This is a genomic window from Enterococcus sp. SMC-9 (assembly GCF_021011285.1).
In the GTDB taxonomy this organism is placed as follows: Bacteria; Bacillota; Bacilli; order Lactobacillales; family Enterococcaceae; genus Enterococcus_C; species Enterococcus_C montenegrensis.
This window is the reverse complement of sequence record NZ_JAILYE010000002.1, coordinates 264,973-289,275: the sequence shown is the minus strand read 5'-3', so window position 1 is coordinate 289,275 and position 24,303 is coordinate 264,973. Positions and strand designations below refer to the sequence as shown.

The window sequence follows — 24,303 nt, the reverse complement described above, 5'->3', positions numbered from 1 at the left end:
CAGCTTGTTGCTGCAAAGAAAACGCCACGTCTATTTGATTGTAACCATTTTTTTTAAAGGATCGGTGCCAAATTGTGCTTCTTGTCGTAATAAAATCTCAGCACAAGCGCGACTGTCTTCTAAAGCGTCGTGATGATTTTCTAAGGTAATGTCCAACATTTCACACATGGTATTTAAACGATGATTGGGAAATTCCGGATACAATTTACGACTAGAACGTGCTGTGCATAAAGATAAATAAGGTTGTTTTTCTAAGCCGTAATAATCTAAGCATCCGGCTAATACGCCATTGTCAAAAGGCGCGTTGTGGGCCACAATCAGGCTGTTTTGATTGTAATATTGGGAAATTTCTTCCCAAACGGTGGGAAATTTGGGGGCATTTGCAACATCTTCAGGATGAATCCCGTGAATTTGAATATTGCGCCAGAAAAAAGGTGTTTCTGGTTTAATTAAGGAATAGTATTCCCCTACGATTTTACTGTTGCGCACCATGACTAATGCCAAAGAACAAGCACTGTGTTTTTCGTGATTGGCTGTTTCAAAATCCATTGCAATAAAGTTCATATTACCCGCCCTTTCTTCGTGTAATGTAGCACAAAAAAGGCGACAATAGCAAACGCCTGGTCGCCTTTTTAAAACAAATTAAAAATTTAAATCCAATTCAACTGGACAGTGGTCACTACCAAAAATTTCAGTATGAATTTTGGCGTCAGTCATTTTGTCTTTTAGATCTTTGGAGACTACAAAATAGTCGATACGCCAACCTGCATTATTTTTACGGGCGTTAAAACGATAGCTCCACCAAGAATAAACGCCCTCAAGCTCAGGATAAAAGTAGCGGAAGCTGTCAATAAAACCAGCGTTTAAAAGCTCTGTGAATTTGCCACGTTCTTCATTGGTAAAGCCAGCATTTTTATGATTGGTTTTCCAATTTTTTAAATCGATATTTTCATGGGCGACGTTTAAATCACCACATAAAATGACGGGTTTTGTTTTATTCAATTTTACTAAATAGTTACGAAAATCATCTTCCCACGTCATGCGATAATCAAGCCGTTTTAATTCGTTTTGTGAGTTGGGGGTATAACAATCTACCAAGTAAAACTCGGGATATTCTAACGTAATAACCCGTCCTTCTAAATCATGGTGATCAATGCCGATTCCATAACTGACATTTAACGCTTCTTTTTTTGCAAAAATAGCTGTACCAGAATACCCTTTTTTCTCAGCATAATTCCAATATTCATAATAATTGGGTAAGTCCATTTCAATTTGTCCTGCTTGCAACTTGGTTTCTTGTAGACAGAAAAAATCTGCATCTAATTCTGCGATAACATCCATAAAATTCTTTTTCATCACAGCTCGTAAGCCGTTAACATTCCAAGAGATTAATTTCAAAATTTTTCCTCCTTATCAAATAAACATTCTTATTTATTTTAGCGAAAAATGGTGTAAGATGAAAGGAAAGGCCACTAAAGGAAGTGTTTTAATGAAAATTGGTGTCATTGGAATTGGCAATATTGCCCAGAAAGCTTATTTGCCAACTTATTTAAAAAAACAAGACGAAGCGACATTTTATTTCGCAACCCGCAATAAAAAGGTTAGAGAAGAGTTACAAGCGCGTTTTGGTTTTCAGCATGTTTATCAAAGTTTGGAGCAATTACTAGCTCAAAATATAACAGCTTGTTTGATTCATAGTGCCACTAAAAGTCATTACGACTTAGTGAAAACGTGTTTAGAAAACGGGATTCATGTCTTTGTCGATAAACCATTAACAGAAAACTATCGACAAACAGAAGAACTCTATCGGCTAGCAGCAGCTAAAAATTTGATTTTAATGTTAGGATTTAATCGGCGCTATGCACCACTTGTAAACCTGCTAAAAGATTTACCTGAAAAACGACAGCTCCACTTGCAAAAAAATCGTTTGGCCGGAAGTGGCACGCCGGAATTTTTAGTTTATGATTTATTTTTACATTTGGTAGATACAGCCGTTTATTTAATGCCAGGAACACCGCGGTTGGTTTATGGTAATTTACAAGTGAGTCAGAATAATTTAGAATATGCTACCATGTTGCTAGCCAGTGAAACAACGAGTGCAACGCTAACCATGGATTTAAAAAGTGGCGCAAACTATGAACGTTATGAGGTTACGAGCCCAAGTAAAACATTGATTTTAGAAAACTTAACAAACTTAACCGAGTTAAAACAACAAGGAACGCTGCAGTTAAGTGGTGATGATTGGCAAACAACGTTATTTAAGCGTGGCTTTGAAGCACTCGTAACCCAATTTTTAACTGCTGTTAAAGAAAAACAGCCCCTATCGCAGGAAAAGATTCTCTTGAGCCACCAATTATGTGCAGAACTTTTAGCAACCTATGGCAATTAATTAGGAAGCTTAGGTGGCAAGAAATGCCTTTGCGTGCTAAAATAAGTGGGATGTTTTTAAAAGAGAGGAAAATTTTTCATGAAAGACGCATTTAAACAAGCTTTTCCTGAAATTAGTATTTTACTAGATGAACCTTTAATGAATTATACGTTTACCAAAACTGGTGGACCGGCTGATGTTTTAGCGTTTCCTAAAAGCACGGAAGAAACGAAAGCTTTGGTAGATTATTGCCGTAATGAGGATATTGCATGGTTAGTATTAGGCAATGCCAGTAATTTAATTGTTAGAGACGGGGGCATTCGCGGTTTAGTCATAATGCTGAGTCAGATGACAAAAGTTTCTGTCACAGATACTGTGGTAGAAGCACAAGCGGGTGCAAAGTTAATCGATACGACTTACGCTGCTCTAAAAGAAAATTTGGCTGGTTTTGAATTTGCTAGTGGAATTCCTGGGAGTATTGGTGGGGCGGTATTCATGAATGCCGGTGCCTACGACGGAGAAATCAAAGATGTCTTTTTAAGCTGTGATGTTTTGTTTGCTGATGGTATCATCAAGACGTTGGATCATAATGAGATGAATTTTTCCTATCGTCACAGTGCCGTACAAGATTTAGGTGCGATCATTTTGAATGCTCGTTTCCAATTAAAAAAAGGAAATCACGATGAAATTAAAGCAAGAATGGATGAATTGACCGCTTTACGTCAGGCAAAGCAACCGTTGGAATATCCGTCTTGTGGAAGCGTCTTTAAACGACCTGCCGGACATTTTACCGGTAAATTAATTCAAGATGCTGGTCTGCAAGGATTGAAATGGGGCGGGGCCCAAATTTCTGAAAAGCACGCTGGCTTTATCGTGAATATTGATAATGCCACTGCAACAGACTATGTGGAATTAATTGCATATATACAAAAAACAATCAAAGAAAAATTTGACGTGACTTTGGAAACAGAAGTCCGCATTATTGGTGAAGAAAAATAGCAAAAAACTGGGCAAAAAGTTAACTAACTTTTTGCCCAGTTTTTTTGTCGTAATAAGTAAAAATTTGCTAAGTAGTTCTCATGAGTAAGGACGTGCTAAAAAAATCAGCTCGTTAATACATTTCGGTGCGGTTTTTCTTCGTTAAGCGTAACAAAATAGCACAAACCGCTGCGGTCACGACACCGGCTACAATTGACTCTGGAATTCCCTGTGTGAAAATGACAGTTAAAATGGCACCATATAAAAAGTTAGGACTTTGCCCGCTTTGTCCAACATACGTCCCATAGCTTTCTTGGAAGAGAAAATAAATGAAGTTCATTACCAACAAAGTATTGGTCAGTCCGCCACTAACACCAGCTATAAATAAAGCAACGCTATCGGCTTTATTTTTTAAAAGGCGACGCCCATATTTATAAACAAAAAATGGGACAACCCCGATTAAAATTCTAGGAACAATCGCGACAATCAAAGCTTTCCAATCCCCATGATTGGTTCCAATCACGTTAATAAAAGGGGAGAAAACAAAAGATAGTGGATTAGGTCTGGTCGTGGCATTATAGATACTCATAAGGCCCATTGAAAAACCAAGGAAAGCTCCCAAACGCGGTCCTAAAATAATGGAACCGATAATAACCGGCACATGTAAAATTGTGGCATTTAAAGGACCAATGGGAATAAAACCTAAAAAGGGTACCAGGCTCATTAAAATCATGATGCCTAAAAAAAGTGCAGTTAAAACAAGATCAAAAGTTTTGCTGTTTTTCATTATAAACTCCTTTGGCTTAGTGTTGCTTCTACAGCTTTGACAATAGTTTCATTGGTTGCCAAAGCTCCGCGACCAAAATCGCCACAGGCTAGTAAAGCTTCTCGAGGCTCTATTTCTTTATACCCGAACTCTTTTAATGTGACAAGATTTTTTTGTGTTACTGGATTTTGATACATGTAAGTATTCATTGCCGGTGCAATTAATTTAGGTACTTTAACTTCAAGGGCCATGGCTACAGTCGTCACCATGTCATCTGCGATTCCGCTGGCAAGTTTACCAATAATATTTGCTGTAGCTGGTGCAATTAATAATAAATCCGCCCGCTTAGCAAGCGCAATATGATTGACTAAATCCGCGCGCTGTTCCACCATAACGTCAGTGTGAACCGGGCGTTTTGATAAGGTTTGTAACGTGAGGGGCGTAATAAATTTAGTGCTGTTTTGAGTCATCAAAACATCGACGGCATAACCGCGTTTGGTTAATTCATTGGTTAAATCGGCAGCTTTGTATGCAGATATGCTGGCAGAGACGCCCAGTAAGATATGTTTTTGACGCATAATAGTTTGCTCCTTTTATTTATTTTTCCTTGCAGTAGTAATCGCTTGTTTTATTAACTGTGCAATTTCTTTTTTGGTAGCAGCTTCTGTGTAGCTGCCATCTTTGGCGATTAAATAACCATGATGTTCATTTGGACCAACTTCTGTTAAATCGTTAGCTAAGATAAAGTCGGCACTATTTTTTTGGATACTTTTCATCGCTACATCAAATAAGGCATTAAAGCTAACGTCAACCAGTAACTTAAAGCCAACTAATAGTGTTTCTGGCTGCAATTTTTTAATTAAGTGAATTACTTTAGGGTTTTTCTTTAAAATTAAGAACAAATGATCCGTATCCGAAGAAATTTTCTTATCCTGGTGTGCATCGGATTCAATTTCTGCCAACCAATTTTTTAAAACTGCAGCCGAGATACTTTCCCCATTATTTTTTGCGAGTAATCCAGTTAAAGCGGTTTGTAGTTGCTCTTCAGACAAACTTGTCGCAGGGGTGAAATCACTAACGGCCATGCTGTGAATAACCGCATCATAGGAATGTGTTGTTAATAAATTTGTTAGCGTGTCTGCTAACTCTTTTGTGTCATTAATAAAATGCAGCGTAATTAGGTCGCCTTCAGGCTTTTGTGCATTTTTCGTTGTGACGTAGTCGATTGTGGTCACCTCAGCGTTAAACGCGTCGGCAATTGCAACACCCAAACGACCACTTGAATGGTTTGAAATCGAGCGGACATCGTCAATTTTTTCAGATGTACCACCAGCGGTAATCAAAATGCGCATAATAAACTCCTTTTACATCGAAATAATACTGCGGCCTTCGTGCTTGCCAGCCAACAAGGATTGTGTAATAGCTCCCACATCGTAAAGAGGGGCTTCTTGAACTTTCAACTGTGAAGAAATTTTCCAATCGGTAGCCAATAAGTTCCAAATTTTTTGTCGCATAGGCATGGGTTGGTTGACTGAATCGATACCAAAGACTTTAATACCACGTAAAATAAAAGGTAAAACCGTCGTGTTCAGTTTAATGCCTGAAGCGTTGCCGCACAAAGCTGCTACACCTTCATAGTCAAGTTGTGGCAAAAGGGCAGCCAAAAGGTCACCACCGACTGTATCGATGATACCGGAAAATTGTTGTTTGGCTAAAGGACGTATTTTTTCTGGGATTAAGGCATCAGGCGTGATAACTTCTGTTGCACCGATAGTTTTCAACCAGTCTGTTGCAGCATCTTTTCTGCTGACAGCGACAATTTTTTCGTAGCCTAACTTGTGTAATAGTGCAATTGCAATACTACCGACACCACCAGAAGCTCCCGTCACAAGTACTTGCTTATTTTTAGCGATATTTTGATTGATTTTTTCTACTGCGAGTGCAGCGGTAAAACCCGCTGTGCCGTATACCATACTTTCTTTTAAAGATAAACCCGCTGGTAGAGGAACCAACCAGTCGCCAGGGATACTTTGATAGTGGCTTAAACCACCAGGAGCAGATACACCTAAGCCATAACCAGTTGCAAGAACTTCATCTCCTTTTACAAAGCGACTATCATTGCTTGTAACTACAGTTCCGGCTAAATCAATTCCTAAAGTTAAGGGATAACTTCGGACAACGCCAGTTTTAGCTTGTGTTGCTAAAGCATCTTTAAAATTTAAGGAAGAGTATGCAACTTTAACAATGACACCCTCAGTGTTGAGGGTAGTGAAATCTTGTTGGACTAAAGTAGCGTCAACTTGTCCGTCTTTTTCGTTAACGACAAATGCTTGAAATTTTTCTGTCATAATTTGCCTCCGGTTTTTTTCTAGCGTAGCCAAACGAGCCGTATTCTAGTAAAAAGATGTACTATAACGAATAAAAAAATACATATACATATAAAGAATCGTTACGGAATTGGGCTTCGTCATTTTTATTATCATACCATAAGTAAGCTGATTTCTAGTTTTAGTTTTTCTCGGTTAGATTAAAGGAATTTTCAGCGATGAAAAAATACTTATCGTAATGAAAAAAATCAAACTTTTTCGACCCATAAAATCCGAAATAGCACTTGTTAGCGGATAGTTATTATAATACATTTTGGCAAGTTTTTGCTATGATTTAATTAGGTCTTGTTTTTTGTCAATTTATCAGTATTCTTAATGAGTATGACCAAAAATTTTGTAGTGTAAAAGGGGGAGAAAAAGTGGCTAAATCCATCATCTCATTTAAAAATGTGACGAAACGTTACGACGATGAAGATACGGTATTAAAAAATGTCAGTTTTGAGATCGAGGAGGGCAAGTTTTATACCCTTTTAGGGCCTTCTGGTTGTGGTAAAACAACAATTTTACGGATTATTGCCGGCTTTTTAGATGCCACTGAAGGAGATATTTTCTTTGACGGCCAAAAAATTAATGATGTTCCGGCGAATCAACGCCAAGTGAATACAGTTTTTCAAGATTATGCTTTATTTCCACATATGAATGTTTTTGATAATGTGGCTTTTGGACTAAAAATAAAGAAGGTTTCCAAAGATCAAATTGAAAAACGGGTCATGGAAGCTTTGCGTCTGGTGCAACTAAAAGGATATGAAAAACGAGAAATTCGTGAAATGTCTGGTGGTCAAAGGCAACGGGTAGCCATCGCAAGAGCGATTGTCAATGAACCAAAAGTTTTATTATTAGATGAACCATTGTCTGCTTTGGATTTGAAGTTGCGAACAGATATGCAATATGAATTGCGGGAATTGCAACAACGCTTAGGAATCACTTTTATCTTTGTCACCCATGATCAAGAAGAAGCGTTAGCCATGAGTGATGAAATTTTTGTTATGAATCGCGGTAAAATCGTGCAAAGTGGAACCCCAGTTGATATTTACGATGAACCGATTAACCATTTTGTTGCCGATTTTGTCGGTGAAAGTAATATTGTGTCAGGAACGATGATTGAGGATAATCTGGTGGAATTTGTCGGCAAAAAATTTGAATGTGTCGATAGTGGGATGCGACCTAATGAACCAGTAGAAGTCGTTTTACGTCCAGAAGATTTGTCATTAACTTCCGTGGAAAAAGGCAAGTTGATTGTTAAAGTCGATACGCAATTATTCCGGGGCGTGCATTATGAGATCATCTGTTACGATGAACAAGAAAATGAGTGGATGGTTCATTCTACGAAAAAAGCTGTAGAAGGTAGTCAAATTGGACTGTATTTTGAACCAGAAGATATCCACGTTATGCGCTTTAATGAATCAGAAGCTGATTTTGATGCCCGTTTAGAAAGTTACGATGAATAGGAGGAAAGACAGTGACTAAATTACGACGTTTTTACTCCGTACCGTATTATATCTGGCTGTTGCTTTTTGTCATTGCACCCGTTTTATTAATTATTTATCAGTCTTTTTTTGATATGAATGGCAATTTTTCTTTAGTTAATTATGAGACCTACCTTGGTTCTGGCAAGTATTTAACCATGACCTTAAATTCAGTATGGTATGCCTTTTTAATCACACTTTTTACCTTATTAATTAGTTATCCGACTGCATATTTTCTGACCAAGTTGCAACATAAAGATCTCTGGTTGTTGTTAATTATTCTACCCACTTGGATTAATTTATTATTAAAAGCCTATGCTTTTATCGGGATTTTTGGTGTCCACGGTGGTATTAACAATTTCCTCGGGTTGTTTGGTATTGGACCTGAACAAATTTTATTTACAGATTTTAGTTTTTTAGTGGTTGCAACGTATATTGAATTGCCATTTATGATTTTACCGATTTTTAACGCTTTAGAAGAAATCAATCCATCGTTGGTTTTTGCTAGTCGCGACTTAGGAGCTAATAGTTTTGAGACCTTCCGCCGTGTTATTTTGCCCCTTTCCATGAACGGGGTAAAAAGTGGCGTGCAAGCTGTCTTTATTCCGTCACTTTCATTATTCATGTTAACGCGTTTAATTGGTGGCAATCGTGTAATCACGCTAGGGACTGCCATTGAACAACATTTCCTTGTTACACAAAACTGGGGGATGGGTTCAACTATTGGCGTGATTTTGATTATTGCGATGTTTATCGTCATGAGCTTAACCGGAGAAAAGCGTAAAGGAGGCGTGAAAAAATGAAAAAAATCCGTTGGTCGAATCTTTATTTGATTCTCGTTTTTATCATTTTGTACATTCCCATCTTTTATCTGATTTTTTACTCCTTTAATGCTGGGGAAACCATGAATAGTTTTACTGGTTTTAGTTTGCAGCACTATCAGGCTGTGTTTGCAGATACACGCTTGATTATTATTGTTCTCAACACGTTTATGTTGGCGTTTTTATCAGCGCTACTGGCAACTTTAATCGGTACTTTTGGTGCATTAGGCATCTATTACACCAAAAAAAGACGTTGGCGCAATGCCTTTTTAAGCGCAAATAATATTTTATTAGTTTCACCAGATGTTATTATTGGTGCCAGTTTTTTGATTTTGTTTACGTTACTAGGCAATATTTTTAAAAGTTTTAGTTTAGGCTTTTTCAGCGTGTTGCTATCTCATATTGCGTTTTCTATCCCGATTGTCGTGTTGATGGTGTTGCCAAAACTCAAAGAGATGAATGATTCGATGGTAGATGCTGCAAGGGATTTGGGGGCTAATAATATCCAAGTCATGCAAAATATTATTCTACCTTATTTATCCCCAGGAATTATCGCCGGATATTTTATGGCCTTTACCTATTCATTAGATGATTTTGCAGTAACTTTCTTTGTCACAGGTAATGGCTTTACCACGCTTTCTGTGGAGATTTATTCACGGGCAAGACAGGGGATTAGCCTTGAAATCAACGCTTTAAGCACTTTAGTCTTTATTTTTTCAATGGTCTTGGTTATCGGGTATTACTTTATCAGCAAAGACAATCATTCCAAAAAAGGCAAAAACCGCCGCAAGAAAGTGGAGGTGCCAGAACTACGATGAAAAAACTACAGTCACTTTTTATTGGAATTATCGCTGTCATTTTAGTTTTACTTTTTGCCGTTAATCGCTTGGAACACGCCAGTGGCATGGCCGGAGCCAAAGTATTAAATATTTACAACTGGGGCGATTATATTGATCCGGATTTGTTGAAAAAATTTGAAAAAGAAACTGGTTATAAAGTAAATTATGAAACTTTTGATTCAAATGAAGCCATGTTCACCAAGATTCAACAAGGGGGAACAGCTTATGACATCACGATTCCAAGTGAATACATGATCCAAAAAATGATTCAAGAGAACCTTGTTTTACCGCTAGATCATAGTAAAATAAAAGGCTTGAATAATATTCATGAAGATTTTTTAAATCAAAGTTTTGATCCCAATAATAAATATTCCATTCCTTATTTTTGGGGCACCTTGGGAATTGTTTATAATGATAAGTTTGTTAAGGCAGATGATTTAAAATATTGGCGGGATTTATGGAATGATAAATTTCGTGATAACATTATGATGATTGATGGTGCTAGAGAAGTCATCGGCTTAGGTTTGAATAGCTTAGGGTATTCTTTAAACAGTAAAAACAATCAACAGCTTAATGAAGCAGTTGAAAAATTAAAAGGCTTAACGCCTAATATCAAAGCCATTGTGGCCGATGAAATTAAAATTTATATGGCCAATGAAGAAAGTATGGTAGCAGTGACCTTTTCTGGTGAAGCTGCTGATATGATGGCGGAAAATCCACATCTTCATTATGTTATTCCAGCAGAAGGTTCTAACTTATGGTTTGACAATATCGTAATTCCTAAAACTGCCAAAAATAAAGCAGGCGCTTATGATTTTATTAACTTTATGTTACGCCCAGAAAATGCTGCACAAAATGCCGAATACATTGGCTACGCCACTCCCAATAAAGAAGCTATGAAGCTTTTACCTAAATCTATTACCGGAGACAAACAATTTTATCCCACCGATCAAATGTTAGACCATTTAGAAGTCTATCAAGATTTAGGCAAAGAATATTTGGGAATTTATAACGACTTATTCTTGGAACTTAAGATGTATCGTAAATAATAGGTAACCTTAGAAGCGACCAGTTAAAAGCTAGATCATTAGGCTAGCTTTTAACTGGTCGCTTCTTTAGTGAATTTTAAATAACAAAATAGAAAGAAAAAAATAATTTTTTAAATGGTATATATCATTTTGAAATAGCGGAGAATTTGATTAAGAAAAGCTTTTTCCTTCAAAATTTCAGTAAAAAAAATTTTTTTTGTTATCATAAAACAATTTTACGAAAGATAATATCCGTATTTGCATTATCTAAAAATAACGTTTCTTTGTTATTATCAGCCGGCATATGCTTCAGGTTAACTTACATAGGTTAAAACTTTTATACTTTGTTCGTGGTTGCCCCACTTTTCGCCAAAGAGGGTTAAACCGCCTACATGCTCCATATTTTCTTCTGAAGCAATGCGCAATGTAAAATAATCGGTTCCTTTAAGTGCTAAGTCATTAATATTTAAATCTGTCGTAGGGACGCCATCAATACTTGTGTCATATTGATTAATCCGGATATGTTTTAATTCACCATATTGACTACAAGTATCGGGCCACCAAGTTGGGGTTAGGCGCCCACGAACATCGGCATAATTGCCTCGGACAGTGTCGCTGCCCAATTTCTTTCCGTTGATATAATACGTAACGTCACTTGGCCAAGTATTATTAGAAATCGGAAATTCAGATGCGATTTCAAAACTAATATCTAATAATTCAAGGTGATCATCAACTTGAACGAGGTTAGGAATTTTATATTCTAAAAAACCTTTTCCAGTCCAAACTAATTGTGCGTTGACGCGTTGACTATCAAGAAAAGAACGAGGCTGATCGGCCATACCGATATGCCCTTCTTCTGAGGCTAGACCACAAGTTGGCTCCGCGTGGTAGTCGGTAAAATGTCCCACTTTTACGTCAGCATGGTAGTGTCGGTATTCTGGAAAAATTTTTTCCGGAAATTCAATGCCAATTTGATCAATCGCTAAGGCAACGATTTTTTGCAAACCAAATTTACCTGGACAACGACGCGTCTTTACAACACCAGCATCTTCTAATTGTTGGACGTGACGCGTTGTGATGGCATTTGAAATGGCGAGGGCTTTGGCAATTTCACCAATATTCATTTCGCCAGTCGCTAGTTGATTTACAATTCCCAGTCGCGTTTCGTTTGCTAAGGCTTGTAAAACGGGGAGTGATTTTGTCGATGTATCAATAATCATAGAAAAGCTCCTTTACTTTTTTGTTAAGTATAACTCTAGTAATAATTGTAATTTTATAAGTTGTTTTACTAATTGGTTAAAATAGTTAAGGTTGATAGAACGGCATTGACGCTCTGTGAAAACGCTGTTATTATTTTGTGTGTTGACCGATAAGTTAAATAGTAATGTTATTATAAGTCTTTGTTAACCAAAAGGTCAATAATGTTTTTTGAAAATAGACCAAAGAATTTTTGGAGGTAAGCATGTTAAACAGGAAAGAACATCCGCGACCACAGCTGATAAGAAAGAAATGGCAAAGTTTAGATGGAAAATGGGATTTTGCCTTTGATGATAACAATATCGGCCTAATAGAAAATTGGTTCAAAGTATTACCTGCAGCATACAAAATTTTGGTTCCGTTTACATATGAGACGGAATTGAGTGGTATACACGATACGTCTCACCACAAGATTGTTTGGTACCAACGCACGTTTGAAAATGATAATGATGAAAATCAGGTCCTTTATTTCGAAGGTGTGGATTTTCAAACGCAGGTATGGCTAAACGGACATTTACTTGGAACACATAAGGGTGGTTACGAGCGATTTTCTTTTGATTTGCAACCTTATTTAACCAAAGGGACAAATACGATTACATTACGCGTTGAAGATTCACTTTCTTGTGAACAGCCAAGAGGAAAGCAGCGCTGGCTAAAAGATAATTTCGGATGCTGGTACGTTCAAACAACTGGCATTTGGAAATCAGTTTGGTTAGAAGAAGCCGGTGAGCAGCGGATAAATTATTTAAAATTAACACCAGAATTGGATTTAGATTTATTAAAAGTAGAAGTGGAATTAAAAGACGCCGCTGTTTTGCCAGAAAGTAAAAGTTACTACATCGAAGCCGAGGCAAGTTTTAAAGGTGAATTAATAAGTTATCATAAGGGATTATTTCATCACAATGGGAGCAACTTTACCTTAGATACCCGGGTCAAAGAAAATGCAGACTCAGGTACACAGCGTTGGAGCCCACATACGCCTAACTTATATGATTTAACTGTGCGTTTATACACGCAAACTGGCGAGTTAATAGATGAAGTATACAGCTATTTCGGTATGCGAAAACTTAGCATCGAAAATGGACAAATTTTATTGAATAATCGTCAATTATACCAACGCTTGATTCTAGATCAGGGCTATTGGCCTGAATCGGGTATTACGCCACCATCAGTTGCAGCGTTGGAAAAAGATTTAGAAAAAATAAGTGCAATGGGCTATAACGGATTACGCAAACATCAAAAAATTGAAGATGAGCGCTTTTTATATCTGTGTGATGAAAAAGGAATTCTTGTCTGGGCAGAGATGCCATCGACTTATGTCTTTAATGATATTGCGATTGCACAGTTTACAAAAGAATGGTTAGAAATTGTGAAGCAACACTACAATCACCCAGCAGTTATTACTTGGGTACCTTTTAATGAAAGTTGGGGAATAAAAGGTGTTAATGAACATGCGCGTCCACAACATTTCACCGAAGGAATTTACCATTTGACAAAAGCAATTGATCCCAATCGTCCTGTTATTACAAATGATGGATGGGAACATACGATTTCAGATATTTTAACCTTACACGATTATGAAGAAACTGGCTTAGCATTTGCTAAACGCTATTCCGATCAACAAGATTTTGCGACCCATGGTTATTCAAATAAAGAAAAAATTATTAATAATGAAATCCAATTTAATGACGGCTGGTTCGCCTTTGCTAAGGGCTTTTCATATAAGGGACAACCTATCATGATTAGCGAATTTGGCGGTATTGCATTTACTGCCGATAGTGAAGATCAGTGGGGGTATGGTAATCAAGTCAAAAATGAAACCGAATTCATGGGACGCTTTGAAAAAATTCATGCAGCAATCCAAAGTATTCCGTATATTACAGGTTTTTGTTACACCCAGCTAACAGATGTTGAGCAGGAAGTAAATGGGTTGTTAACAGCAGATCGTAAAGACAAAGTGGATTTGACAAAAGTTAAAGAAATCAATGAGCGTCGCATTAATTTTAGCGAGATGAAAATAGAGAATAATTTTTAAACAGGGCATTAATTCGCAGTTTCTTGTAAGAGAAGCTAGCAATTTTATTTATTTTTGGAGGAATAGATATGAAGAAATGGAAGACATCTTTATTGGGATTAACATTATCAGCGGTTGCATTATTATCACTTAGCGCTTGCGGTTCTGGAAATGCAAGCTCAGAGGACAAAGCAGGTGATAGTAAAGGGTTCACGTTATTAAGTCCAGATCACAGTGCTGATCATCCAAAAAATAAGGATCTTTGGATGTGGAAAGAGTATGAGAAGAAGACTGGTGTGCCAATTACTTGGCAGGAAACAAAAGATATTAATGAAAAGAAAAATTTACTTTTATCAGAATCAAAATTACCTGATGCCTTTTACCAAGTTTATTGGACATCTGATGAGTTAGTAAAATATGGCGGGCAAGGAATGTTTCAGCCAATTGAAGATTTAATTGAAAAGCATGCACCAAACTTTAATAAATTAATGGAAGAACACCCTGAAATTCGTAAAAGTATTACTGCACCAGACGGTCATATTTATTTCCTACCAGAATTGTCGATTGATCCACAAATCATGGGCTTAACATTTAGATACTATATTAACCAAGAATGGTTGGATAAATTAGGACTTGAAAAACCACGTACAACAGAAGAATTAAAAGAAGTGTTAACACAATTTGTTACAAAAGATCCAAATGGTAATGGCAAAGCTGACGAACAAGGTTGGTACATGAATAGCGGTGAACTACCAAATAGTTTTGAAAAACTATTGATGGCCGCTTACGGTATGGGAACAGGCGGAAGAACAGGGATCGAGTCTTCTGTTTATTATGAAAAAGATGGTTCAATGCAATTAACATTAAACAGCGATCGGATGAAAGATGTTTGGAAATATGAAGCAGACCTTTACCAAAATGGTTTAATGTCTAAGAATTCTTTTGCGGGTGCTGATGGTGATAAATGGCGTGCAGATGCAGCCAATAATACAGTTGGTCTTTGGACTTGGGTGAGCCCAGAATTTATCGGAGGTTCCGTTCAAGATAAATATACACCAATTAATATTATCGCAGGGCCTGAAGGAGATAAAAGTCTCGTTATTAACGGACCAGTGGGAACTTCAGGTTTAGTTATTACCAAAGATTGTAAAGATCCAGGCAAATTATTAGAATGGACAGATTACTGGTACAGTCAAGAAGGATCTGACTTTGGCTATTTAGGCGAAGAGGACGTTACTTACCATAAAGTTGGGGATAAAAACGTCTATGTGGATAAGATTTTGAATTACGATAAAGGGGCACAATTAGGCGCATACCAATATCTAGATAATGTTTACGGTGGTGGCTACCCATATTTAAATCCAGATCAAGCCAACCGCGATATCGCACAAGGGTTAGAACCAATTCAATACGACGATTTTAATGAAGAAGTTATGCCAGAAAAAATGTTATCACCAGTAATGCCAACACCAGAAGAGTCTGGTCAGCTATCAACAATCATGACAGATATGAACAACTATGTTGAACAATCTCGGGTGAAGTTTGTGACAGGTGAATGGAACTTTACAAATGATTGGGATAAATATGTGAAACAGCTGAAAAAAATCGGCTCAGATAAATTACTTGAAATTCGCCGTACGCAATATGAACGTTATGACAAAGAATAGATAAAACTTTTGTCCAGGCTTAAAGCAAAATACTACAAGAAGCTTTAAGCCTGGTTCTTTATGACAAAATGTTTTATTGAACCAATCAGCTTAGGATTAAGATGCTGCGCTGAACAGTTTAATAAAACAAGGAGAAAGGAAGAATAATAGATGGTAGAAAAATTATTATTCGATATGAAAAAGCATAAATGGCTTAATGCGTTATTCGTTGTACCGATGGAGGCTTTAAATAAATTGTTATTCGATATGAAAAAGCACAAGTGGTTATATATTATGCTGGTCATTCCTGTGTTATTCGTTCTAATTTGGAATTATTGGCCGATGTATGGTGTTGTGATTGCTTTTAAAGATTATTCACCGGCTTTTGGTATTTGGGGAAGCCCTTGGGTAGGGTTAAAACATTTCCAGCGGTTCTTTGATTCTTATTTCTTCTTAGAAATTATTGTTAATACAATTCGCGTTAGTTTTTATAGTTTATTAGTAGGTATTCCGTTGCCAATCATTTTGGCGTTAATGTTTAACGAGATTAAGCGGAAATGGTTCAAATCGACTGTTCAAACAGTTTCATATATTCCCAACTTTATTTCAGTCGTAGTTGTTATCGGAATGGTTACCTTCTTTTTTTCTGAACAAGGTTCCATCAATCAAATTTTAACTTCTCTACACATGAAGCCAATTGATTTTTTAGGTGATGCGAAGTGGTTTCCGCATGTTTATGTTTGGTCTGGGATTTGGCAAGGTGTCGGCTGGGGAACGTTGATTTATACAGCAGCAATGTCTGGTGTACCCCAAGATCAATACGAAGCGGCGTATCTTGAAGGGGCAACACGGATGCAATGTATTCGCAATATCACAATTCCGGCAATTATGCCAACTATTGTGATTTCTGCAATTTTAGCAACAGGTAGCGTGATGTCAGTTGGTTTTGAAAAAGCGTATTTATTGCAAAATGCATCGAATCTGGCTACTTCAGAAGTATTGTCGACTTATACATATAAAGTCGGTTTGATTAACGGTGAGTATAGTTTTTCTGCTGCAGTTGGGTTGTTTAATAATATCGTCAATTTCATCATGCTTTTTGTCGTCAACAAGATTGCACAAAAAACTGGCGAAAATAGTTTGTGGTAGGAAGGCGGAAAGAGCAAAATGGAAAAAATGCGATACATCTCAACAAAATCAGATAAAGTTTTTGATATCGTCAATATTGTAATCATTACATTGCTGACTTTAATTTTGTTATACCCGATTGTTTTTGTAGTAAATGCTTCTTTTAGTAATCCTAATAAAATTTACGAAGTGCCACTATTACTTTGGCCCCGTGGATTTAATGTTAAAGGCTACACTGAAATTTTAAAAAATAAAGACATCTTAGTCGGTTTTAAAAATGCTGTTATTTATACAGGGTTAGGAACATTGGTAAGTGTTGTAGTTACAACATTAGGTGCGTATCCACTTTCCCGGAAAGATTTACGCGGACGCTCAATGCTGACTTTATTTTTCACAATTACAATGTTCTTTGGTGGTGGCTTAATTCCAACGTATTTGGTCAACCAACGATTAGGTATCATCAATACGTTGTGGGTAATGATTTTGCCGGGTGCTGTGGGCGTTTACAACATGATTTTAATGCGAACTTATTTCCAACAAAATATTCCTTCTGAATTAGTGGAAAGTGCTTATATGGATGGCGCTAATGATTTGCAGCTTTTATATAAAATCGTACTGCCACTTTCAACACCAATCATTGTGGTCATCGCAATGTTTAATGGGGTAGGACGCTGGAATTCTTACTTTGATGCCATGATCTATTTACGCGATCGGGCGCGCTTCCCATTACAATTGATTTTGCGAGAAATTTTGATACAAGGACAATTTGGTGATGACGTGAACCAAACCTTGGTAGGAAGTGCTCAGGCGGAATTAATGATGTTGAAACTAACATTGAAATACAGTGTGGTTATTGTCTCTACGTTACCAGTGTTACTGTTTTATCCAATTGTTGCCAAGTATTTTGAAAAAGGTATTTTAGTCGGAGCTATAAAGGGGTAAGAAAAGTGGTTAATAAAATTTATGAAGTTTTTAATCGAATTTACTATTTAATGAAATTAAATGGATTGTGGCTGTTATTTACGCTTTTAGGGGGCGTCGTGCTGGGGATTATTCCAGCAACGATTGCACTGTATGCTTGTATGCGACAACAAATTCGTTATGAATCAGAAAATCATTTGTTTCAAATGTTCAAAACATATTATGGCGAGAATTTCCGCCGTAGTCTACTATTTAGTGCCGTATTTACCGCTATTGCATTATTCTTCTTAGGTGAAACGATCGTCTTAGCTAATGCAGGCGCAGGAAATCTGTTATTAGAAATTGCGATTAAAGCGACCCGCTTGCTTTTGATTTTAGGTGTCGCAATGTTTTTCCCAATCTTTGTTCACTTTGATGTAAGAGGCGTAAAAACGATTTTGCAGCCGATGCTGTTTTTACTGATTTGTCCTTTGGAAGTCATCTATATGGCGGTGATTTTTGTAATCGTTAGTTTGTTATTTGCCATTAGTCCGCTTCTGATTCTTTTTATCGGCGTTGCATTACCTGCTTACGGAATGAGTCTTATTATGTTGAAAAAATTTGAACGGTTAGAAAAAAATATTAATTTAAGTGATTTTGCACAAGCCAATCGCTAAAAACGAACGTAAATTTAAAGGAGTCTCTAGATGGATATTAATCAAATCGACACCCGCCATGGGACCAGCAATTCTTTTGAGTTATCCCGTGGAAACTGTTTTCCCTTCACCGGTGTGCCATTTGGCATGAATTATTTTGCCATTGAAACCCATGAAGACAACTGGTGGTTTCATCCTGAAGCAATGCATTATCGCGGATTTCGTCTATCACATCAACCTACGATGTGGGCAGGAACAAAAGGTGATTTTTGCTCTTTACGAATTTTACCGTTTACTAAAAACACAAAAGGCTTGGTTGTAGTACCTTATGCACCACAGCAATCTGATTTTCATCCTAATTATTTAAAAATCAAGCAACCTAACAATCAATTAGATACAACTTTGATCCCATCTGATTATGGTGCCATTCTAACCATGGACTCACCGCAAAATAACAAAGGTGTTATGATTAGTTTTCCAACTGATGGGAAAATTACAAAAGCACAAGGGCATTTAATCGAAGGTTATTCTATGCAGTTACACGTTCATCGTACTACGCCGTTGAAATTTTATTTCCGTATTGAAGTGAGTGAGGAAATCACCCATTTTAGTGAAAAAGACGGCGTTTATGAAATTTGCTTTGCCGATGCAAAAGAAATTGAATTACGTGTCGGGACTTCATTTATTTCTGCTGAATTTGCCAAAAAAAATCTGCCTCAAACAGAAAAATCAGTACAGTTGCAACAAGTAACAAGCCTTTGGAACGAGAAACTGGCTAAAATTAAGGTATCTGATCAAGATAAAGAAAAGGTGAAAACCTTCTACCATAACTTGTATCGTACTTTTTTATACCCACAACGCTTATACGAGTTTGATGAAAATAATCAACCACTTCATCGAGATGCTTATGCTGATGAAGTAAAGCCAGGTTATTTATACATGAATAATGGTTTTTGGGATACAGCCAGAAGTGTTTACCCCTTATTTTCTTTAATTGAATTAGACGAATATGAAAAAATATTGGCGGGCTTCTTAAATAGTTATCGAGAAAGTGGCTATCTGCCAAAATGGTTGGCACCTGAAGATTCTGGGGGCATGCCAGGAAATTATATTGACGCGGTTATTGCAGATGCGGCTGTAAAAGATATTGCGGCCAAATTAATGCCAGAATTTTTAAATGGAATGCTGCATTCTGCAAATCAACAAGAAAAAAATCGTAGGCAAGGACGTTCTTATGCCGACGAGTACAATACGTATGGTTATGTACCATCAGATTTACACGAATCTGTCAACCATACTTTGGATTACAGCTATAGTGACTACTGTATTGCTAAAGTTGCCGAAAAATTAGGTGAAAATGAAACAGCCGAAATTTTCATGACACAATCTACACGCTATCAAAACTTATTTTCAGTTGAAGATAAGTTCATGGTAGCAAAAGATCGCCAAGGACAGTTTAAAGAAAATTTCAGCCCTTTTTCTTGGGGTGGTGACTATACAGAAGGTTCAGCGTGGCAATCAACATTTGCTGTTAATCATGATATTGCGGGTTTAATCGCATTGTATGGTGGAAAAGCGGCTTTTGAAGAAATTTTAGTAACGCTCGCCAATACACCGCAAGAGTATACAGTGGAAGGCTATGGTCATGTGATTCATGAAATGGCAGAGATGGAAGTTAATGGTTTTGGCCAGATTAATGTGGGCAATCAACCAAGTTTCCACTTGCCTTACTTGTTCCACTTCATAAACAAACCGTATTTTGCACAGCCACTTTTAAAACAAGCGATCAATCGGTTATTCTCTGCAGATTTTAAAGGCTATCCTGGGGATGAAGACAATGGTAGCATGGCCTCTTGGTATATTTTCAATGCATTAGGCTTTTATCCATTTTGTCCAGGAAGCGGTGAATATCTAATCGGGATGCCAAACTTTGATGAAGCCATTATTCATTTGGCTAATGGAAATAAGGTCAAAATTACAACGACATTAAACTATCCGCAACAGCAATTTATCCATCGTATTACAGAAAATAAAGCGGATTTTAAAACGTGTGTGATTGCTCATGATGAGTTAATTAAGGGAAAAGATTTTAACTTTGAATTAGGAATGGTGCCGAATTCAAAATGTTTTGATGAAACTGTGCCAGCTAGCATCCGCTAAAGAATGGTGCAGACAACAAGCTAAGAATAAATAAAAAAGTTTAAAAGAATGATTTTAGATGTAGAAATGGAGTTAGTAGAAGATGACAAAAGTAAACCGAGGAGCTTCAATTCCTCTGATTTTAAGCGACCCTTATTTTTCAATTTGGTCTCCAGCCGATCGTTTAACTGATTGTGACACGCAAAGTTGGACCGGTAAAGAACAACCTGTGCGGGGCTATATTCAAATAGGGGATGCTACGTATCGTTTTATGGGAGCAGATGATCTTATTCCTGCTATTGCCCAACAAGACCTAGAAGTAACAGCAACCCAAACAAAATACACGTTTGCAAATGAAGTAGTTCATTTAGAGCTGACTTTTTCGGTCGATTTGGACTTACAGGATTTACAAAAAATCAGTGAACCGGTAACGATGATCACAGTTAAAGCGGACGTGAAAAATGGTGAAAAAGCCGCAATTACTTTTGCATTTTCAGAAGAAATCTGTCGCGATAAAACACAAGAACCACTTCACTGGCACAAAATTACGACTGATGATGAGAAAATGGTTTGGATGGGGAAAAGACGTCAAACACCATTAGATTCAACCGGCGATCTGATTGATATTGATTGGGGTTATCTGTATCTAGCGGCTCCTAGTAGTCTTGCAATTACGTATCAAAAACAGCGTGAAATGCTACTAGCTCATTTTCCGATTCAATCCAGCCAAGCAACTACCATTTTAGCGGCCTATGATGATATTCATGCGATCAATTATTTTGGCACAGCATGCAATGCTTTGTGGAAAGAAAATTACAGCGGCATGTATGACTTGTTGCAAAATTACTTGATAAATTTACCCACACGGTTAGCAAACTGCCAAAAAATCGATGACAAAATTCAACAAGCGTCCATAACTTCTGGTGGGAAAACATTGGACTTTATTACCGCATTTAGTTATCGGCAGTCAATTTGTGCCCACAAATTAATTCGTGATGAACAAGGGAAAATTGTCTTTTTATCCAAAGAATGTAGTTCAAATGGATGCATTGGGACAGTAGATATCAGCTATCCTTCACTACCGCTTTATTTACTTTATCAAACAGAATTAGCCAAAGGAATGCTACGTCCTGTTTATAAATTTGCTGCTTTGCCAGTTTGGGAGTTCGATTTTGCCCCACATGATGTAGGGCGTTATCCATATGCAACAGGACAAGTTTATGGAGAGATAACCAACCAAGGCGATGAAGGTTGGCCAGATCGTGGCGCTTACGGCACAGTTTATGATTATTATCAATTACCAGTAGGGCAAAATGTGTACCATTATGAGCAGCAAATGCCGATAGAAGAAAGCGGCAATATGTTGGCCATGGCAGCTGCAATTTATTTGCGAGATGGAGACGATCAATTTTTTAATCAGCATTTAAAAACGAATTTACGTTGGGCCGATTATTTAGCAACTTTTGGTCAGGATCCAGAAAATCAACTATGCACGGATGATTTTGCCGGACATTTGGCACATAATTGTAATTTATCATTAAAAGCGATTACTGCACTTGCAATGTTTGGCAAAGCACTGCTAGCAGCAGGGTATGAAAAAGAAGGGGTACTTTATTCAAAACGTGCAAAAGAAATGGCCACTATTTGGCAAAAGACGGCGATAGCAAATGGGGAACATACACCGCTTTCTTTTGACAGACCAGACAGTTGGAGTATGAAATACAATATTGTTTGGGACAACTTATTTGAGCTTGGCTTATTTCCAGCACAACTAATGGAAAAAGAAATTAAGAAATATTTAGCAGAGGCAAATGAATTTGGTATCCCACTGGATGAACGGGCGGATTATACTAAAGCAGACTGGATTATGTGGATTTCAATTTTTGCCCAAAACGAAGAAGAAATGGAAAAAATCATTCAACCTGTGCGCCACTATTTAGAAAATACGCCAAATCGCGTTCCATTTTCTGATTGGTATGATACGAAAAATGCCAAGGTCATGAACTTTAAAAATAGAACAGTGGTGGGGGCCATGTTTATGCCACTGTTAAAACAAGCACTAGTTAAAAACTTAGTTAAGGTATAAGTAAAAGCTGAGTAAAACGTCCACCTGATGTTTTGCTCAGCTTTTTGTTTTGCTTGAAAATAAAATGACAAATAAATAAAAGTCATATTTCCTTTTTTTATTTTGTTTTTTTCGTGTTCTTTTTAAATTTGCCAACCACAAAGTAAAAAAGAAAGAGTAAAATTCAAAGTGATATATTTTTGCTCACTGTTGCACAATTGGACTAAAGATTTTTTATAAAGTGAAATCTCATGTTTGAAGTCGCCTTTTTTGCAGCCATAAATTTATCTAAGGCAAGCTGTCTAAGTAGCTACTAAGAGAAATAGAAATTATTCTTATTTGGCAAGTAAACGTAATGGTAAGCCCAGTTTTAATTGTGACATATTTTTAGAAAGCAGGTTTATAAATGATTGTAAAAATAATAGAAACTTTGATTGTCGGCATGGTAGGAGGTCTAATAGCAAGGAAGATAAAATTACCCGCTCCTTTTATGACCGGCAGCATGTTGGCGGTCGCTTTATTTGCAATCTTTTCTGCGCAAATGTATATGCCAAATAATCTAAAAACTTTTGCCCAAATAATTAGTGGTGCATATATCGGGCAACAGGTAACGAAAAATGACTTGCTTAATTTTCCTAAATTGGCAAAATCGATCGTGTTTTTGATGACCTTATTTACGCTGAATATGTTTATTGTCGGTTTTTTAATTCATACTTTTTTCTCAATTGATTTAATTACGGCCTTACTTTCCTGTATGCCCGGAGGAATTATGGATGTGTCTTTGATTAGTATCGATATGGGCGCGCAAGCTGAGATAGTCGCAACGATGCAACTGGTGCGATTAGTCGGGATGCTGCTTATTCTTCCATACTGGATTAAGCTGCTGCTTGATCGCTTTCAAAGAAAAGAAGATACTTTAAAATCATCGGAGGCTAAGAAAATTGTCACACAGCTACCTTTTGGTACAAGTGATTTTATTGTCAATGACGGTCTTATTTTGATTATCGCAAGTATTGGAGGATTGATTGGTTTATCCCTTCATATACCGGCGGGGGCGTTAATGTTTTCGTTAATTTTTTCCAGTATTTTGAAAATAATAAAAAATACTGCGCAACTAAACACGAATATTCGCTACATTGCCCAAATTTTTGCTGGGACAATCATCGGCAGTACCTTTACACAAGATAGTTTAAAAGAAATGAGTCGCTTATTTATTCCGGCACTTTTATTATTAGGAAGCTACTTAATGATAAATGTATTGTTTGGTTACCTTGTATCTAAAAAAGGAATTTTAGATTTAAAGTCAGCATTATTTGCTTCTTCTCCAGCTGGGGCGACAGATATTTCCTTAATTGCGGGGGAATTAGGTGGCGACATGCCTAAAATTGCGGGTATTCAAATTTGTCGCACCTTGTACACCATCATCGTTTTACCCAATATTGTTCGCTGGCTTACGTAACACCTGAAATTAGCACGATGGAAATGTGCCGTGTAAAAATTTTTTTGGTTCACTGTTTGGAGGAGAATAAAATCGCATTTAAGTACTTTCTACCAAAAAACTTGACCAATCTATTTTTCTTTGTTAATTTAAGTGCAACCGAATATGTGGGGAGCTGTAATGGCTGAGAGGAAGTTCGACTTCGACCCGTTAACCTGATTCAGATAATGCTGACGTAGGTAAGGAGTTTATTTTGGTGTGCAAAGTAGGTCATCACGGACTTTTGTACAGTTGAATAATATAACTTTTGTCTCAGTATCGTCTTATGATACTGAGATTTTTTTGTTCTCAAAGACTAGAGTTTGAATAAAGAACAAAAAGTTTGCTAGTGGCTGTTTTATTGAATC

Annotated in this window: 21 protein-coding genes and 1 riboswitch; of the genes, 14 read left to right on the top strand and 7 right to left on the bottom strand. The window is 37.0% G+C overall.

The window, feature by feature from the left end; translation table 11 throughout:
- Nucleotides 1–30: 30 nt before the first annotated feature.
- Together K4422_RS04130 and K4422_RS04125 are read right to left on the bottom strand one after the other, a co-directional pair.
- Nucleotides 31–564 carry a 3'-5' exonuclease gene (locus tag K4422_RS04130; protein ID WP_206902499.1) on the bottom strand — a complete coding sequence of 178 codons (534 nt, stop codon included), beginning with the start codon at nucleotides 562–564 and terminating at the stop codon, nucleotides 31–33.
- Between the two features lie 78 nt (nucleotides 565–642).
- On the bottom strand, nucleotides 643–1,398 hold the full coding sequence (locus K4422_RS04125; protein WP_230709338.1) for an exodeoxyribonuclease III: 756 nt from the start codon (nucleotides 1,396–1,398) through the stop codon (nucleotides 643–645).
- Nucleotides 1,399–1,489: 91 nt separating this feature from the next.
- Here K4422_RS04125 and K4422_RS04120 point away from each other — a divergent pair, with 91 nt between their 5' ends.
- The gene (locus tag K4422_RS04120) at nucleotides 1,490–2,389 is read left to right on the top strand and encodes a Gfo/Idh/MocA family protein (RefSeq protein WP_230709336.1); all 900 of its coding nucleotides are present in this window, start codon (nucleotides 1,490–1,492) and stop codon (nucleotides 2,387–2,389) included.
- A gap of 78 nt (nucleotides 2,390–2,467) precedes the next feature.
- Nucleotides 2,468–3,367: a UDP-N-acetylmuramate dehydrogenase gene (gene murB, locus K4422_RS04115; protein ID WP_230709334.1), complete on the top strand. Its 900-nt coding sequence runs from the start codon at nucleotides 2,468–2,470 to the stop codon at nucleotides 3,365–3,367.
- A 112-nt stretch (nucleotides 3,368–3,479) separates the two neighbouring features.
- Here the strand turns inward: murB and K4422_RS04110 are convergent, their stop codons facing one another.
- From K4422_RS04110 to K4422_RS04095, 4 genes are read right to left on the bottom strand one after another with little or no spacing between them, the layout of a single operon-like run.
- The gene (locus K4422_RS04110; protein WP_206902502.1) at nucleotides 3,480–4,133 is read right to left on the bottom strand and encodes an ECF transporter S component; all 654 of its coding nucleotides are present in this window, start codon (nucleotides 4,131–4,133) and stop codon (nucleotides 3,480–3,482) included.
- Nucleotides 4,133–4,690: a phosphopantothenoylcysteine decarboxylase gene (gene coaC / locus K4422_RS04105; protein WP_230709332.1), complete on the bottom strand. Its 558-nt coding sequence runs from the start codon at nucleotides 4,688–4,690 to the stop codon at nucleotides 4,133–4,135. Before coaC ends, K4422_RS04110 begins: the two co-directional genes overlap by 1 nt.
- Before the next feature lie 15 nt (nucleotides 4,691–4,705).
- A complete protein-coding gene (gene coaB, locus K4422_RS04100) occupies nucleotides 4,706–5,464 on the bottom strand; it encodes a phosphopantothenate--cysteine ligase (protein WP_230709330.1) in 759 nt (252 codons plus the stop codon).
- A gap of 12 nt (nucleotides 5,465–5,476) precedes the next feature.
- On the bottom strand, nucleotides 5,477–6,460 hold the full coding sequence (locus K4422_RS04095) for a YhdH/YhfP family quinone oxidoreductase (protein ID WP_230709328.1): 984 nt from the start codon (nucleotides 6,458–6,460) through the stop codon (nucleotides 5,477–5,479).
- 398 nt (nucleotides 6,461–6,858) lie between these two features.
- Between K4422_RS04095 and K4422_RS04090 the strand changes: the two genes are divergently transcribed.
- The 4 genes from K4422_RS04090 to K4422_RS04075 are packed head-to-tail and all read left to right on the top strand — an operon-like array spanning nucleotide 6,859 to nucleotide 10,674.
- On the top strand, nucleotides 6,859–7,947 hold the full coding sequence (locus K4422_RS04090) for an ABC transporter ATP-binding protein (protein WP_206902506.1): 1,089 nt from the start codon (nucleotides 6,859–6,861) through the stop codon (nucleotides 7,945–7,947).
- 11 nt (nucleotides 7,948–7,958) lie between these two features.
- Nucleotides 7,959–8,768, top strand: coding sequence for an ABC transporter permease (locus tag K4422_RS04085; protein WP_206902507.1), 810 nt, complete (start codon nucleotides 7,959–7,961; stop codon nucleotides 8,766–8,768).
- Nucleotides 8,765–9,604 (top strand): ABC transporter permease, encoded by an 840-nt coding sequence (locus K4422_RS04080; RefSeq protein WP_206902508.1) that lies wholly within the window; start codon nucleotides 8,765–8,767, stop codon nucleotides 9,602–9,604. The genes K4422_RS04085 and K4422_RS04080 overlap by 4 nt, the downstream gene beginning before the upstream one ends.
- Entirely contained in the window at nucleotides 9,601–10,674 is a 1,074-nt protein-coding gene (locus K4422_RS04075; protein ID WP_230709325.1) for an ABC transporter substrate-binding protein, read from the top strand. Before K4422_RS04080 ends, K4422_RS04075 begins: the two co-directional genes overlap by 4 nt.
- A gap of 293 nt (nucleotides 10,675–10,967) precedes the next feature.
- Here K4422_RS04075 and K4422_RS04070 read toward each other — a convergent pair whose 3' ends face one another.
- The gene (locus K4422_RS04070; RefSeq protein WP_206902510.1) at nucleotides 10,968–11,873 is read right to left on the bottom strand and encodes an ArsR/SmtB family transcription factor; all 906 of its coding nucleotides are present in this window, start codon (nucleotides 11,871–11,873) and stop codon (nucleotides 10,968–10,970) included.
- A 242-nt stretch (nucleotides 11,874–12,115) separates the two neighbouring features.
- On the opposite strand from K4422_RS04070, the gene K4422_RS04065 reads away from it, so the two are divergent.
- From K4422_RS04065 to K4422_RS04030, 8 genes are all read left to right on the top strand, one after another.
- Entirely contained in the window at nucleotides 12,116–13,945 is a 1,830-nt protein-coding gene (locus tag K4422_RS04065; protein WP_230709323.1) for a glycoside hydrolase family 2 protein, read from the top strand.
- A gap of 68 nt (nucleotides 13,946–14,013) precedes the next feature.
- Nucleotides 14,014–15,591, top strand: a complete 1,578-nt coding sequence (locus tag K4422_RS04060) for an ABC transporter substrate-binding protein (protein ID WP_206902512.1) — start codon at nucleotides 14,014–14,016, stop codon at nucleotides 15,589–15,591.
- Between the two features lie 150 nt (nucleotides 15,592–15,741).
- Nucleotides 15,742–16,719, top strand: coding sequence for an ABC transporter permease (locus tag K4422_RS04055; protein ID WP_230709321.1), 978 nt, complete (start codon nucleotides 15,742–15,744; stop codon nucleotides 16,717–16,719).
- Nucleotides 16,720–16,737: 18 nt separating this feature from the next.
- Nucleotides 16,738–17,640, top strand: coding sequence for a carbohydrate ABC transporter permease (locus K4422_RS04050; RefSeq protein ID WP_206902514.1), 903 nt, complete (start codon nucleotides 16,738–16,740; stop codon nucleotides 17,638–17,640).
- A gap of 5 nt (nucleotides 17,641–17,645) precedes the next feature.
- Nucleotides 17,646–18,275: a YesL family protein gene (locus K4422_RS04045; protein ID WP_230709319.1), complete on the top strand. Its 630-nt coding sequence runs from the start codon at nucleotides 17,646–17,648 to the stop codon at nucleotides 18,273–18,275.
- 30 nt (nucleotides 18,276–18,305) lie between these two features.
- Nucleotides 18,306–20,414 carry a GH92 family glycosyl hydrolase gene (locus K4422_RS04040; RefSeq protein WP_230709317.1) on the top strand — a complete coding sequence of 703 codons (2,109 nt, stop codon included), beginning with the start codon at nucleotides 18,306–18,308 and terminating at the stop codon, nucleotides 20,412–20,414.
- 82 nt (nucleotides 20,415–20,496) lie between these two features.
- On the top strand, nucleotides 20,497–22,479 hold the full coding sequence (locus tag K4422_RS04035; RefSeq protein ID WP_230709316.1) for a glutaminase domain-containing protein: 1,983 nt from the start codon (nucleotides 20,497–20,499) through the stop codon (nucleotides 22,477–22,479).
- Nucleotides 22,480–22,864: 385 nt separating this feature from the next.
- Nucleotides 22,865–23,917 carry an AbrB family transcriptional regulator gene (locus tag K4422_RS04030; protein WP_230709315.1) on the top strand — a complete coding sequence of 351 codons (1,053 nt, stop codon included), beginning with the start codon at nucleotides 22,865–22,867 and terminating at the stop codon, nucleotides 23,915–23,917.
- Nucleotides 23,918–24,054: 137 nt separating this feature from the next.
- Nucleotides 24,055–24,155: riboswitch (TPP riboswitch) on the top strand.
- Nucleotides 24,156–24,303: the final 148 nt, after the last annotated feature.